Here is a 13,740-nt window from a genome sequence, read left to right as displayed (position 1 = left end):
GGGGTCGGAGGGAAACTCCCCGGTGCCCGGATGTTCCTCGATCGGTGCCGTTGCCATGCGCCAATTCTATCGAACTGGTGTTCGAATCCAGCCTGAAAAGGGCCATTGTGGAGGAAGAGTGGGGCCCGAGGATATCCACAGGCGTCGAGCTCAACATCATGCCCTGAGTAGGAAGTAGATTCAGGTCCGCTTGAGCCCGCCAAAGCGAGGCATAGTGGACGACGCCAGGTCTCGTCCCGGTGAGAACTGTCGAGAGGAACACGCCCGCTAGCCGCAGGAAAGGGCGGAGCGGCAGCAACCCTGCCCGCTATGGTTCCGCCTTCGCCGCGCAGCGTGTGAGGGCATCAAACAAGTCACGCAGATCAATTCGGCTTTGACCGAAATCTACGACGGTTGGAGTGATCAACGGCGCCGCGGACGCGGCGATCCGGATGCTTGCCGCGTCCATCGGCTCAAACTTCAAGCCGATGACAACGCCCCAGGTCCTGATGCTCGCTCTGGTGAACAATTCACCGCCATCCGGGCCGACCGTCTGCAGTTGGAACCGGGGAAGCTCCACCACCGCGGCACGGAGAATCCTTGGAATATCAGCGGCCCTGGCATCGAGCACCAGGTGGCCTGAACTCTGGGCGAACCGTGAGGAAATTACGAACCGGTCTCCGGATACCGTGGACCGTCTTCCCGCCAACCGCAAGACGATTAGAGCGGCGACGACCGGAACGACGGCGAGCCCCGCGTTTAGACTCCACGGCCAGCGCAGGCTTATCCCGGTCGCCACCACATAGAGCGACGCGGGAAGGAACCGAAGGACCAACGACCACCCTGGTGTCATGACGTGCGCGCTCCCTAACGCTCATTCGTGCGACGCCGGCGGTCGGCACGCCACTTCGCACTGCCTCCGGTCAGGAGCATGGCTCCGCACACTAGGAATACGACTGCTGCCTGCGACGTGCCGGGAAGAGCCAGCCACCACAGTGCGATGAGCATAAGGATGAGCCCGTTGGCCATTAGCCACGGTCCGGCATTATTGACCCGCACGTGGTCGCCCCTCAGTCGCTAGCCAGCATCAGGAAAGGGGAAACGAACAACCCCGCCCCGAGAATAGTGATGGTAATTCGAAGCATTCGCTCCTGATCGATCCGATCCCCCTTTTCCCTGAAATTGTGTGCGGCCCATAAGGCGTTGATCATCATCGCCGCTAGACCCATAAACGCCAATGCGAACGGGACGACCATTGATCTCCTTCCGCGGATAAGGGAGGCGCAATACGTGCGGTACGGATTACGGTACCCCCGGTAATTCCCTCCTGCACCTGCAACTCCACCGGATTTCCCAATACGGGTAACGGCCGGCCCATTGTGGGTAGGCCTACTGGCATTTCGGGCGCCGGATCATTCAGCTTCTGACAGCGAACCCAATCACGCCGAGCGGCATCGGGTGGAGCCCGCGTGGGACGCCGTCGCAGCACCCGCCCTTCCGGTGGCAGACTGGGGCGATGCGTGAGCTCGTCATCCTCGGCACCGCCTCCCAGGTGCCCACCCGGACCCGCAACCACAACGGCTACTTCCTGCGCTGGGAGCGCGAAGGGTTCCTGTTCGATCCGGGCGAAGGCACGCAGCGCCAGATGATCCGGGCGGGCGTATCAGCGAGCCGCGTCACGCGGATTTGCATCACGCATGTCCACGGCGACCACTGCTTTGGCCTGCCGGGAGTGCTCTCGCGCATGGTGCTCGACGGCGTGGCCCATCCGGTCCACCTTCACTACCCGGCATCCGGAGAGGACGTCGTCCGGGCGCTCGTCGCGCTGGCCACACCGGGTCTCGACCTACGGCTCCACCCTCACGGTACTCAAGGCGCGGTCGCGGAGGACCTCGAGGTGCGGCCTCTGCTGCACCGCATCGAAGCCTATGGCTACCGGCTCACAGAGCCCGACGGCCGCACCCTCCTGCCCGACAGGCTCGCCGCGGCCGGCATTGCCGGGCCCGACGTCGGGGAGCTTCAGCGCAGGGGAAGCCTTCGCGGGATCCAATTGGAGGAGGTCAGCGTGCACCGGCCGGGCCGGCGCTTCGCCTTCGTGATGGACACCGCGCCGTGCGGCGGTTCCGAGGAGCTCGCGGAAGGGGTGGACCTGCTGGTGTCGGAGTCCACCTTCAGCAATGACGATGCCGCCCTGGCCCTGCAGTACCGGCACCTCACGGCGGGGCAGGCCGGCGCCTTGGCAGGCAGGGCGGGTGCGGGAACGCTGGTGCTGACCCACTTTTCGTCCCGTTACGATGACACCGGCGTCCTGGCTGCGCAGGCGCAGGACACTGCAGGATCCGCAACGGTCATTGCCGCCAACGACCTCGACCGGATTCCGTTTCCCCCGCGGCGCAACCCGGAACCCGGCGGCCTGGCCGATATCCGCGGCTGATTCCTGCGGGACGGATCCATTGGCGGCGGCCGGGCTGCGGCCAAAGGATCCAATCGAGTCTCTTTTCGAGATATACCCCGCCAAGGTCGTGGAGCGACTGAGCTGTGCGGGTCCCTTCATCCGAGTAGGCTCGAGATTTTTCCAGTACCGGCCGCTACTGTTCCGCTTCGGGCCGCTTCGGTAAATTACTACCATCAGGCCGTTGCATATCGGTCTGGATGCATCTGCCACGAGGAGCATGACGATGCTCTCCGCGGCAGGAAGAGCTCGGGTGGCGCGGGACGTGCAACACCGGTTGGACGCCCCGCTTCAGCATGATGAGGGAGTCCCGCCCGAGCAACTGGATAACACCAATAGTTTCAGATTCGAAGAGATGACCTCCTTTGCGGAGCGGCACCTTGAAGAGGATTGGACATCACGTGCGGGCTCGCATCGTCGTCTTGATAATCGTTCTGTTCGCAGCCACCTACGCCCTGGTTGGTTTCGTCTCGGATTCACTGCCGGGCGGAAGCTCTAACGAGGAAGCAAGGGACCGCCCACGCGCGGCTTCGACTTCGTTGGAACCAACCGCAGACCGCCTCGATGACATCTCTGCTGCCACCTCGGCCATGCCGGTCGGTGATCTGCCGGGCTGGAGACAGATTTTCACCGAAGATTTCACCGACGGAGATGTCGCCATCGGCGAATTTCCCGGCTGGAACTACAGCGCACGGTGGAGCGCGAATTACCGCGATGGCACGCCGGACACAGCTGCTCAGACTCTCGAGACAATGTCGGGCTATTACCCATCGAAGGTCCTCAGTGTTCATGACGGTGTCTTGGACATGTATCTTCACACTGAGGATGGGATTTCGATGGGTGCCGCACCATCGCCTCGATTTGAGAAGGGCGGTAAGCGGCCCTATAACAGCCAAACCTACGGGCGATATTCCGTGCGTTTCAAGGCCGACGAATTGAAGGGATTCAAACTAGCGTGGCTGTTGTGGCCTGATAGTAAGCAGTGGCCGGAGGACGGCGAGATAGATTTCCCGGAAGGCGACCTGTCGAAAACCATCTACGCTGCCCTGCATGGGCCTGGTGATGACGTCACCATGCTCGACCAGTTCCGTACCAAGGCCACCTTCACGTCCTGGCATATAGCCACAATCGAGTGGAGCCCCGACCGCGTGCAATTCTTCCTCGACGGGAAGTTGATCGGCACCAGCAGGTCGGCGATACCTGACACCCCGATGCATTACATCCTGCAGACCGAGTCCTGCCTGACAACCTGTCCTCATCCGGACACCCGCGGACATGTCTACGTCGACTGGGTCGCGATCTGGGCCAGGGACTAGGTTCATCCCTATTTCTCAGGCGTGGGACCGCGTAGTCGCCAAGCGACCTGTCGGCCGCACTATGCGCCGGACCTTGAAACTGCACGCGTCGAGGGAGGGTGGCGGCTGCGGCCACACCTGCCGGACGCACTCAACTTGCCTGACGTCGTTTTCTTCTCAACCCGTTCGCGCCCCGAAGGCGGTGTCGAGGTCTTCGGGGGGACCCAGACCTCCCGTCCCGTTGCTCAGACGCCGTAGACGCAACGCGGCAACGACTGCAGCTGACAGTTGGGCCAGAAGCCATAGCGCGGCCAGTCCGGGCAGGGCGGAACTTTGAGCTACGGCGGCCGCCGGCACCAGCCCGACGACGGCCGCCAGGACTGCAACCGCCGTGGCTTCGGTGAGATGGCTATACACCCGGCACACGGCGTAATAGACCTGGGTCACACAGGTCAGTGTCACCGCCGGAACCAGGAGCGGGAGGAGCACCCATTGCTGGGCGTACTGCGGGCCGAGCACCTGCAGCACCGTGGGACCCACCGCCAGGAGTATCCCCCCGGCTGCAAAGCTGAGCAACAGGCTGATTCTCAGGGCGCGTTCGATCAACAAAGAGACAGGCCCCAGCTCGGCAAGTTTTGCCTGAAGTGAATAACCGGCGGATTGAGGGATGAAAAATACCGCCGATGCCAGCATCCACACCACGTACCAGGTTGCCGCGTCCGAGGTGCTGAGTGTCGCGGCGACAATCAGGGGCAGGAAGTAGGCAGGCGCGCGGTCGGCGAGCACGAGGGGGTAGTTTCGGAAAGCCGTGCGCAACAGGCGCGCCACTTCGGCGGGCCGGGCACCGGCCCTCCACTGGGGGCCGAGACCGGCGCGGTTAATTTGGCGCATGCCGAGTCCCACGCTGGCGCCCGCTCCGAGGGCGACGGCGCCGATGACTGCGATCACACTGCGGTACCCAGCGGTCAGGCAGACGATGAGAACGGTGAGCTGGATGAGAGCCTGCAGCATGCTGCGCACCAACACCAGGTCGGCTCGCGACAATGCCACACTGATGTGATCAAGCTGGTACGCGGTACTGGCAAAGAAGGCGGCAGCCAGGAAAGCCGCCGTGACCGCTGGGTCATCCCAGGCCTGACCGACGCCGGGACCGAGGGCACGCGTGATCATGAGCAGCGCTGCAGCAACAATGATGGACGCAAGTCCCACCGTGAGCAGACCTGTGGCTATGAGCCGGCGCCGCCGGTCGTTCTGGGCGGGCAGCAGCGTGAGCGTGGCCGGACCTACTCCCAGCATCCCGATCTGTACCGTCAACAGGGCCGACGCCACTACCGCTGACCCCATGCCAAGCTGAGGTGGAGCCAACAGCATCGCGGCCAGGACCCAGAAGAGAAGTCCTGCGGCCATGGGCGCGACTCTGGCTGCAGTCAACCACAGCGCATTGCTGCCGAGGGAGAGACCGCCGTCGGCTGGACGAAGAAGTTCCTTGAACAAGGCACGGTAGTTATAGAAGAGGAATGCTGCCCAATAAGGCAGGTAGCGGGGGGCTCCCAGCAGCGCCAGCCCTGCACCACGTCCGGTCGCGAGGAGTGGTGAAGCGACCAGCCAACCAGCCCAGCGCGGGTGCTTGTGGATGTTCAGAGCCAGTCCGGTGCCATCTTGAAGCCATTGGTCACGGGCAAAAGCGAAGTTGTCGCGAAAGCGGTGTCTCACGAAGGTGGTGGTGGACACGCCCAACTGCCGTCCGGCTTCCCGAAGCCGCAACCGCAGGTCTATGTCTTCCCCGGAGGCGAACTCCTCGTCGAAGCCTGTTTCCAAGAGCACATCGCGTCTCAGGAGCGTGGCGCAGACACCGAACCGCAAGCGGGCCCGGCTGCGGTTGTGGTGCCATGCCAGCGCCTCCCCCCAGTACCCGGCCCCATCGGACTCGCTCACCAGGCCCGATTGGAGCCCGTCATAGCCGCCCTGCTCAAATTCAGCGACCAGATGCTTCAGAGAGTCCTGCGGCAGCACTACGTCAGAATCAATCAGTGCCACAACCGGGCACGCTGCGTTGCGGACCCCCAGCATTCTCGCAGCCGACAGGCCGCGTCCCTCGTCGGAAAGGACCAGTGCGCCATAGGATCGCGCAATCTCCACCGTTGAGTCCTCGGAACACCCATCGATGACGATCACTTCCCGCGTCCGCTGGGTCCGCACCGATTCCAGACATTCGGGCAACCACCGGGCGGCGTTGCGCGCGGGAATTACCACCGAGACATCAAGCGCATCCGGCTCCAAGGCCCCAACCTCCTCAAGGTGAGCCTGCGCTGCTCGGGAGACCAGCACCGGGCGGAAAAGCTGTCCGCTGAGAACGGACAATTACAGGATGCACGGCGATCGCCGTTCTGGCTATCGAAGGAGTCAGTCTGCCTAGGGTCACCGGCTTCTGGGTTCCTCGCAGAGTTCCGGGTAAACTGTCCTGCCGGCTACTGGACGGCGCGCCAGTGTTGGGCAGGGTGGCGCGGGCGCCTCCTTGACACGTGCACAAGCCGGCGGCCCCGGAAGTAGCCCGCGGTCGTGGTGACCAATACCGTCAGGACGGCCCCTGCGCGCCGAAGCCCGGCGGATTTCCAATGTCGACCCCAGTCATACAAACCAGCGAGAAAAGCACGGAGCAGGACGCTGCGGACGTACCGGCGCTCCGGACCGAGCGCCCGCTTGTAGCCCACCACATGACTGACCCGCGCCTTGGAAACGCCCTCGGCCCAGGATCTGGCGAGTAGGTAGCGGAAAGTCCCCCGGTTCGCCGGCACATGATGGCGCACCACGGCTGCAGGCTCGTAGACAATCCGAGAACCGGGCGCCCCCATTGTCGAGCGTATGCAGATCTCAGTTTCCTCACAGCCCGAGGGGACAGAACCTTGCCGGCCCAGGGAAAGATTGAACCCGCCCATTTGGCGAATGACGCCGAGGCGGAAGGACATGTTGGCACCGATGACATTACGGACCTCGCAGGCAACCCGTGGCATACCGCGATGGCTGCATCCCACAATCCAGTCGAGCTCCTGACCGAAAAAACCAGGACGTCCCACCTCCCAGATCGGATCCACTCTTCCGCCGACCGCCAGCACGTCAGGGTCGTCATAGAGGGCGGTGAGGCGTTCGAGCCAATCCGGCGCGGCTTCAGCATCGTCATCAATGAAAGCGACGATGTCGGAGTCGACCGCTTCCAGCGCGGTGTTGCGCGCCCCGGAGAGTCCGCGTGGGTGGGTGTTCCTCAGGACGGTGACGTCGTCGACGATTCCGGCGAGCCGCCCGTAGAGTGCCTCGTTGTGGTCGATGACCACGATGACTTTTTTCGGGGGGTGCGTTTGGACACGGATCGACTCGAGAAGTTTCAGCAGCCAGTCCCAACGCTCGGTTGTGTAGGCGCAGATCACCACCGTCACGGTGGGGAGAGGGACGTCGGGCATCTCAGCCCACCCTCAGGTGGCGTTCACGGATTGAAAACGGGAGCTGGACTGAAACAGGCACATGCCTCACCACTTGCCTTATTGCTGTATGCAAATCCGGCGAATGAGACACCACCCGCCAGGAACACCCTTAGGGCGTTCATACAGTCGTCGGGTCCCCGGCCCAGCAACTCAGGAGCCACGGCGAAGCCGTACGTTTGAAGGTTAAAGCCCACGAGCCATGGCGGTCTAGGAGAACCTGTTGCCGCACGACGGCGGGTGGACAGCCTAGGTCGTACCGGGCGCGGTGGTCACGAACTCCTGGATGATCCTGGGAGAGGCGTGGATGCAGATCATTTCGAGGTTCGCTGTACCGCTGCTTCGAAAGCGGTGGTGTGCGCCCGGGTGCACCGTCACAATGGCGCCGGCGCCCGCGCGGAGCTCTTCGCCGTCGGACTCGATGACTGCCTCACCCTGAAGCACGACCCAGGTCTCGGTGTAGGGGTGCCAGTGGGTTTCCGGCCCTCCGCCGGGCGGAGTGTCCACCCAGAAGAACGAAACGCCGGCGCCGTGGTCGGCACCGACGAACAACGCCGTCCCCTTCGCGTTCTGGCGCAGCTGCTCGCGGTCGGTAACTGTGGTCATGAGGGTTTGTTCTCCTTTCCATCGAGCCACAGGGTTTCGGACTCGTCCCTGTGCGTCCCGGTCGTTCCCACGTGCTTTTTGTCGATCCCGGGACCCTTCTTGATGACGTGGACGAGCGCCATGCCGTGGCCCCGCCCGAGCCCGTAGTCGGCCTTCAGCCATTCGAGGATCTCGCCGGCCTTCCCGTTCTGCTCGTCGAACCCCTTGCTGTTCGCGATGTCCAGCAGCTGGCGGGGTGTAAGCCCCGTCTTGTCTTCGATGGTGTCGAGATACGCCTGGAATGACATGCCGTGGTTCCTCCTACTTTCTGTTGGCTGATGGGACCGCTGTGACCCCTGAACGAGCGCCGGGAGGGTAAACCGGGCGCCATGGTCACCGCGATCAGGAAACGCGGACCGACCCCAACCGCACGGTCATACCGGGATCGCGGTGGTCGAAGAATAGCGACGCCCCGGTGTCGAGGGCCGCGATGGTGGCCATTTCCTCCGCGGTGAGGGTGAAGCCGAAGACGTCGAAGTTCTGGGCGATCCGGTCCGGGTTGACCGACTTGGGAATGACGACGACGTCGCGCTGGATCAGCCACCGGAGGACGACCTGGGCCACGGAGACGCCGTGCGCTTCTGCGACCGGGGTGAGGGCGGGGTGGGTGAACAACCCGTTCCGGCCCTCGGCGAAGGGGCCCCAGGACATGAGCCGGACGCCGTGTTGCGTCATGAGGCGCTGGTCCTCGGTGCGCTGGTAGAAGGGGTGGGTCTCGATCTGGTTGACGGCAGGGGTCACCTCGTTGTTGATGATGAGGTCGATAAGGCGGTCCGAGTGGAAGTTGGAGACGCCGATCGCCCGTGCACGGCCCTCCTTGTAGAGGCCCTGCATGGCCCGCCATTCGCTGTAGTAGTCGCCGTAGGGCTGGTGGATCAGGTAAAGATCGACGTAGTCGAGCCCGAGGCGCTCGAGGGATCTGGCGAAAGCATCAACGGTGTGCTGCTCTCCGGCATCCTGCACCCACAGCTTGGTGGTGACGAACAGCTCCTCCCGGGGGATCCCCCTCGCCGCGAGGGCGCGCCCGACGGCCTCCTCGTTCCCGTAAGCAGCGGCGGTGTCGATCAGGCGGTAGCCGGTCGACAGCGCATCCGCGACCGCCGCCTCGGTCTGGTCCGGCGGGATTTGGTACACGCCGAAGCCGAGGATCGGCATTTCGGCGCCGGTATTGAGGGAAACGGTCTGCACCTGGTTCTCCTAACGGGAGTCCGAATGAGAGGTTTTCTCGAGGAAGCGGCCCTGCCGCCGGAAATCCCGAATCAAGGTATAGATGAATACGCTAAGGAGGGTACCCATCGGAATGGCATACCACCACACCCGGCGAGCGGGACTAAGAAAGGCCACAGCAACCGGGAGGTACAGGAGCATGGTTGCGTTGCTCTCCCGTAGTTGCACGGCAACTGCCCGGGCCACGTTCAGGCGTCTTGGGTCGACCGGGTCCTTGCCTGCGATCTGGCGCAGCATCGATTTCCGATCCGACTTGTTCAGCGCGATCAGAACCTCACCCCAGCCCAGTTCCGCCCTTGGCTTCAGGCGCTTGGCTTTGTATATCCACCCTCCGATCCAACAGCCAGCAATCATCAGGGTCACGGCGACAAACAAGTGCAGGTCCCACCGGCTTCGCCCGTCATCGAACAGCAGGTACGAGCCGGCGGCCCCGACGGCCAGGAGGAACGGGATGCCGATCAACAGGTACCGGGTGTAGTAGATCCGGAGGGCCTCCCCGATGCCGTTGTCCCTCACCGGAACGGACCGCCGCTCGGCCGCCACCCAGGAGCTTGGCCGCTCTGCCCCCTTGCCGACGGTACCCGCCACGTCTCCCCCTGGTTCGGCTATCGCTGGGGCCCAGTCTGGCACAAGCGAAGTGGACCCGGTACTGCCGATCTAGGCGGAATTGCCCTCATCGGTTCGCTCGGACCGGGCGGCACGCCGTCGTGCACGTTCCCTGGCAAGCGCCTCACGGAGCGGCGGCACGACCACGCCCTGCTCCGCCATCCGCCGCCGCACAGTGCGCCTGACGATCAGGATCGCCGCAGCTCCTGCCACAAGGATCACGAGCTGGAAAGCCATCGCGATCCGGAACGAGCCAAGGGCATACAGGTCGCCCCCGGACACGCCCCGCGCGTACAGGACATCGAGAATCACCCCGATTCCGTACATCGCGACCAGGGAAGCGACGAATCCGCCGATGTTCACAATGCCCGTGGCCGTTCCCATCCGCGACGACGGGTTGAAGGTGCGAGCGAAGTCAAAGGCGATCATCGAACCGGGACCTCCGAGGGCCAGCGCCACGATGAGCAGTGTGAGCAGCCACAGGGGTGCCGGCCCGGACGAAAGCAGGACGGCGAGCCAGCAGCCGGCTATCCCGGACGCGATGGCCAGGACCATTGTCGAGCGGCGCAGGGGGTGCCGGGACACGTAGAGTCCGAGCATCGGCCCCGACACAATGCCCACGGCGACGAACAGCGTCATGAGCGCCGATGCCGCCACCGGGTCCATCCCTTCGGCCCGCACCAGATACGGGTAACCCCAGATCAGCACGAACACGGTGCCGGGAAACTGAACGGTGAAGTGGGACCACAGCCCGAGGCGGGTTCCGGGCTGGCGCCAGGCCTGCGCGAGGGAGATCCCGGTCTGGCGCAGCCCGGTCTTTGCCCGCGGCTGACGCTGCGGGGCATCCCGGATGACGGTCACCGCGAGGACGACGGCGAGCGCCGAGAGACCGGCGGCCGACAGAAACGCTGTACTCCACCCGGCCGCGCCGAGCAGCGCGGCGAACGGCACCACCGACACCACCTGGCCCAGCTGTCCGATGATGCCGGTGAACTGGGTCAGCACGGGGATCCTGCGGGACTCAAACCAGGCCGGAAGCAGCCGCAGCACCGAGATGAAGGTCAGTGCGTCGCCGGCGCCGACGAGCAGTCTTCCCGCAATCCCTCCGGTGACGGTCTCCGAGAGAGCGAGCTGCACCTGGCCCAAGGCCATCAGCACGGCCCCGGCGAGGATAAGCAGCCGCGGGCCGACCCGGTCGACCAGGACCCCGACGGGAATCTGCAGCGCCGCGTACACGAGCAGCTGCACGACGGTGAAGATGGAAAGTGCGGAGGCGCTGGCCGAGTAGCGTTCGGTCGCTTCAAGCCCAGCGACGCCGAAGCTCGTCCGCTGGGTCACGGCGATGAGGTAGGCGACCACACCGGTCCCCCACACCAACAACGCCCGGCGTTCGCCCACCCCTCCATTATTGGTGCTGGGGCCGGCAGCCGGGCACCCCGTCCATCAGGTGATCATGCTCACCCGCGCGGTGCGGTCCCTGGGACGGCCGGCAGTGGGACCTGCCGGCTCACCTGTCGGCGACCTCGAAATTCACCGAGGGATTGAGCGCAGCAACTGCGTCGTCGTAGCGGTTCTCTCTTTCGGAGAAGCGGAGGAACTTGACCGCCTCGACGAGGATCTCCGTTGCCCCGGGCTGAGTCTCGAGGAGGGCCATGACCTCGTTGACGTACGCGTCGAGCGGGAGGTAGTGCTCGTTCTGCGACCCACCGCTCATAAGTTCGGTGCGCACGGCCGGCGGGACAAGCTCGATGACCTGGACCGGGGTGTCGGCGAACTGGAGCCGGATGGTTTCGGTGAACCGGTGGATGAATGCCTTGGAGCCGTTGTACGTCGGGGTGATGGCCAGCGGAGTGTGTGCCAGGCCCGACGATACGGTGATCAGGGTGGCTTCGGGCCGGGTCTGCAGGTGCTCGCTGAAGGCCGCGATCAGGCGCAGCGGACCGAGCACGTTCGTCTCGACGATACGCTCGGCACTTTCAAGGAAACCGGCGCTGCGGACGTCCTCGGCCTCCATCACTCCGGCCATGGCAACCAGCACGTTCAGGTCCGGGTGTTGGGCCAGGACCTGGTCGCGGGCGGCCAGCACGGAGGAGGGATCGGTGGTGTCGATGGTGACGGCGGAGAGGCCGTGCTCGGCGGTGAGGCGCTCCAGCAGGTCAGTGCGGCGACCGCCGATGACGACGACGTTGCCGGCTTCTCGAAGGCGAAGCGCGAGTTCGAGGCCGATGCCCGAGGTCGCGCCGGGGATGAAAATGGTGTTTCCGGTGATGTTCATGTCCTGATCCTGCGCCGGATTTCGGAGGAGCGGGAGAGGAGTGATGATCGTAGGATTCCCGGTCCCTGTTTACCGGGGCGTTCGTCGCCGATGATTGAAGCATGGACCGCCACGCCCTCGCCGCTTTTCTCCGCTCCCGCCGTGACGGGCTGCGCCCGGAGGACGTGGGTCTCCCGACGGGGCCGCGGCGGCGCACCTCCGGGCTGCGCCGTGAGGAGGTCGCCGGGCTGACCGGGATGTCCACCGACTACTACATCCGCCTGGAACAGGCCCGGGGTCCCCAACCCTCGGAACAGATGCTCTCAGCGCTCGCCCGGGCGCTGCGGTTGACCGGTTTCGAGCGCGACTATCTCTACCGCCTCGCCGGTCACAGCGCACCTCGGCGCACCCCGCTGGACACCCACGTGGCACCCGCCCTGATGCGGGTCCTCGACCGGCTGTCGGACACTCCCGCGGTGATCCTTTCCAGTCTCGGGGAGACGCTCGTCCAGAACAGCCTGGCCGTGGCGCTTTTCGGTGACCACTCACGGCACACCGGGCTGGCCCGCAGCGGCGTGTACCGGTGGTTCACCGACCCTGCGGAACGCTCGATCTATCCCGTCGAAGACCGGGCCCGGCAGGGCAAGGCCCAGGTGGCTGGGCTCCGGGCGGCGTACGGCGGGACCGGTCAGCAGTCCCGGGCAGGCAGGCTGGTACGCGAGCTGCTCCGGACGAGCGAAGAGTTCACCGAGCTCTGGGAGCTGCACGAGGTGGCGTCCCGATTCGAGGACCACAAGACGCTGCTCCACCCCGAACTCGGGCAGATCGAACTTGACTGCCAGGCACTGTTCACCGAGGACCAGGGCCAGGCCCTCCTGGTCCTCACAGCACCGCCACAGACAGAGGCCTTCGAGAAGCTGAAGCTGCTCGCGGTACTGGGGCACCAGCAGTTCAACGCCCGCGGGTTGACCCAGCTGTGAACCGCAGCAAACCCCTCAGCCGCCCTCCACGGCCGGTTGTGGGCCTGCTCCTGCTCGGGATCCTGCTGGCGGTGGTGGTACTTTTCGGACCCGGACTGCTCAGCGCCCTTCGCTTTGGGGACGGCCCGCTGCTGGCAGGCTCGGAGTGCAGGGTACAAACCCCCGACGGAGCGATCGGGCTGGATCGGGAGGAGGCGCAGCTGGCGACGACGGCGGTGGCGCTGCGGGCGCGCGGGGCTGAGGCCCCCGACACCTCGGGGATCGACGACGCGGTGCTGCAGCGGCTGGCCGAGGGGCCCTCCGGGGTTGCCGGCCCGAGCCTGAGCTGCCGGGGCTCCGCCGCCGATGACCTGCCCGAACAGCAGCTGACTGCCGCCGGACTCACGCCGCGTGCCGAGCAGGTGAGGACGGCGATGACCGAGGTGTTCGGTGAGCAGAGCCTGGGCGGGTTCATTCCGGGCGGTGTCGACTCGGGGCACGGGGCGGAATCGACACATTACGACGGGCGTGCCATCGACATCTTTTTCCGCCCGGTGAGCGAGGAGAACCGGCGCCAGGGGTGGATGCTCGCTCATTGGCTCGTCGCCCATGCCGAGGACCTCGATATCCAGTACGTCATCTTCGACGACCAGTTCTGGAGCGCACATCTTCCCCAAGCCCGGTGGCACGCCTATGACGCGCCCGACCCCAACAACGAGATCCTGCGCCACCTCGACCACGTCCACGTGGACGTCCTCCGCGGAGGCGCCGGCTAAGGATCGGTCCTTGGGCCCGGCAATGCCCGCCCGAATTCCGCCGCGATACGCCCGGACGGCGTCCCCGCCCGGGC

Annotated in this window: 14 protein-coding genes; 4 read left to right on the top strand and 10 right to left on the bottom strand. The window is 65.0% G+C overall.

The window, feature by feature from the left end; translation table 11 throughout:
- Positions 1-307: 307 nt before the first annotated feature.
- Positions 308-610: a hypothetical protein gene (locus QZX79_RS18025; RefSeq protein ID WP_294570648.1), complete on the bottom strand. Its 303-nt coding sequence runs from the start codon at positions 608-610 to the stop codon at positions 308-310.
- 439 nt (positions 611-1,049) lie between these two features.
- The gene (locus QZX79_RS18020; RefSeq protein WP_294570646.1) at positions 1,050-1,235 is read right to left on the bottom strand and encodes a hypothetical protein; all 186 of its coding nucleotides are present in this window, start codon (positions 1,233-1,235) and stop codon (positions 1,050-1,052) included.
- 260 nt (positions 1,236-1,495) lie between these two features.
- Here QZX79_RS18020 and QZX79_RS18015 point away from each other — a divergent pair, with 260 nt between their 5' ends.
- Positions 1,496-2,413 (top strand): ribonuclease Z, encoded by a 918-nt coding sequence (locus QZX79_RS18015; protein WP_294570643.1) that lies wholly within the window; start codon positions 1,496-1,498, stop codon positions 2,411-2,413.
- A 419-nt stretch (positions 2,414-2,832) separates the two neighbouring features.
- Positions 2,833-3,747 carry a glycoside hydrolase family 16 protein gene (locus tag QZX79_RS18010; RefSeq protein ID WP_294570640.1) on the top strand — a complete coding sequence of 305 codons (915 nt, stop codon included), beginning with the start codon at positions 2,833-2,835 and terminating at the stop codon, positions 3,745-3,747.
- Between the two features lie 156 nt (positions 3,748-3,903).
- Here QZX79_RS18010 and QZX79_RS18005 read toward each other — a convergent pair whose 3' ends face one another.
- The 8 genes from QZX79_RS18005 to QZX79_RS17970 all read right to left on the bottom strand — a co-directional run bounded on the left by QZX79_RS18005 (position 3,904) and on the right by QZX79_RS17970 (position 11,952).
- Positions 3,904-6,006 carry a glycosyltransferase gene (locus QZX79_RS18005; RefSeq protein WP_294570637.1) on the bottom strand — a complete coding sequence of 701 codons (2,103 nt, stop codon included), beginning with the start codon at positions 6,004-6,006 and terminating at the stop codon, positions 3,904-3,906.
- 188 nt (positions 6,007-6,194) lie between these two features.
- Entirely contained in the window at positions 6,195-7,181 is a 987-nt protein-coding gene (locus QZX79_RS18000; RefSeq protein ID WP_294570634.1) for a glycosyltransferase family 2 protein, read from the bottom strand.
- Positions 7,182-7,448: 267 nt separating this feature from the next.
- Complete coding sequence (locus QZX79_RS17995) at positions 7,449-7,805, bottom strand: cupin domain-containing protein (protein WP_294570632.1); 357 nt, start codon at positions 7,803-7,805, stop codon at positions 7,449-7,451.
- Positions 7,802-8,092 (bottom strand): DUF4287 domain-containing protein, encoded by a 291-nt coding sequence (locus tag QZX79_RS17990; RefSeq protein ID WP_120169018.1) that lies wholly within the window; start codon positions 8,090-8,092, stop codon positions 7,802-7,804. Before QZX79_RS17990 ends, QZX79_RS17995 begins: the two co-directional genes overlap by 4 nt.
- A 94-nt stretch (positions 8,093-8,186) precedes the next feature.
- Positions 8,187-9,032 (bottom strand): aldo/keto reductase, encoded by an 846-nt coding sequence (locus QZX79_RS17985; RefSeq protein WP_294570625.1) that lies wholly within the window; start codon positions 9,030-9,032, stop codon positions 8,187-8,189.
- A 9-nt stretch (positions 9,033-9,041) separates the two neighbouring features.
- Entirely contained in the window at positions 9,042-9,659 is a 618-nt protein-coding gene (locus tag QZX79_RS17980; protein WP_294570622.1) for a hypothetical protein, read from the bottom strand.
- Positions 9,660-9,728: 69 nt separating this feature from the next.
- Positions 9,729-11,075: a nitrate/nitrite transporter gene (locus QZX79_RS17975; RefSeq protein WP_294570620.1), complete on the bottom strand. Its 1,347-nt coding sequence runs from the start codon at positions 11,073-11,075 to the stop codon at positions 9,729-9,731.
- Positions 11,076-11,184: 109 nt separating this feature from the next.
- A complete protein-coding gene (locus tag QZX79_RS17970) occupies positions 11,185-11,952 on the bottom strand; it encodes an SDR family oxidoreductase (protein WP_294570617.1) in 768 nt (255 codons plus the stop codon).
- A gap of 101 nt (positions 11,953-12,053) precedes the next feature.
- On the opposite strand from QZX79_RS17970, the gene QZX79_RS17965 reads away from it, so the two are divergent.
- On the top strand, positions 12,054-12,911 hold the full coding sequence (locus QZX79_RS17965) for a helix-turn-helix transcriptional regulator (RefSeq protein ID WP_294570615.1): 858 nt from the start codon (positions 12,054-12,056) through the stop codon (positions 12,909-12,911).
- Positions 12,908-13,666 carry a hypothetical protein gene (locus QZX79_RS17960; protein WP_294570612.1) on the top strand — a complete coding sequence of 253 codons (759 nt, stop codon included), beginning with the start codon at positions 12,908-12,910 and terminating at the stop codon, positions 13,664-13,666. The genes QZX79_RS17965 and QZX79_RS17960 overlap by 4 nt, the downstream gene beginning before the upstream one ends.
- Positions 13,667-13,740 lie beyond the last annotated feature (74 nt).

The sequence above is a fragment of the uncultured Arthrobacter sp. genome (genome assembly GCF_902805515.1).
Lineage (GTDB): Bacteria > Actinomycetota > Actinomycetes > Actinomycetales > Micrococcaceae > Arthrobacter_D.
This window is presented reverse-complemented; position numbering and strand designations above follow the sequence as displayed.

Coding starts and splice junctions, on each gene's coding strand:
- QZX79_RS18020 (WP_294570646.1), bottom strand. CDS start 1,235: ATGGTCGTCCCGTTCGCATTGGCGTTTATGGGTCTAGCGGCGATGATG.
- QZX79_RS18015 (WP_294570643.1), top strand. CDS start 1,496: ATGCGTGAGCTCGTCATCCTCGGCACCGCCTCCCAGGTGCCCACCCGG.
- QZX79_RS18000 (WP_294570634.1), bottom strand. CDS start 7,181: ATGCCCGACGTCCCTCTCCCCACCGTGACGGTGGTGATCTGCGCCTAC.
- QZX79_RS17995 (WP_294570632.1), bottom strand. CDS start 7,805: ATGACCACAGTTACCGACCGCGAGCAGCTGCGCCAGAACGCGAAGGGG.
- QZX79_RS17990 (WP_120169018.1), bottom strand. CDS start 8,092: ATGTCATTCCAGGCGTATCTCGACACCATCGAAGACAAGACGGGGCTT.
- QZX79_RS17970 (WP_294570617.1), bottom strand. CDS start 11,952: ATGAACATCACCGGAAACACCATTTTCATCCCCGGCGCGACCTCGGGC.
- QZX79_RS17965 (WP_294570615.1), top strand. CDS start 12,054: ATGGACCGCCACGCCCTCGCCGCTTTTCTCCGCTCCCGCCGTGACGGG.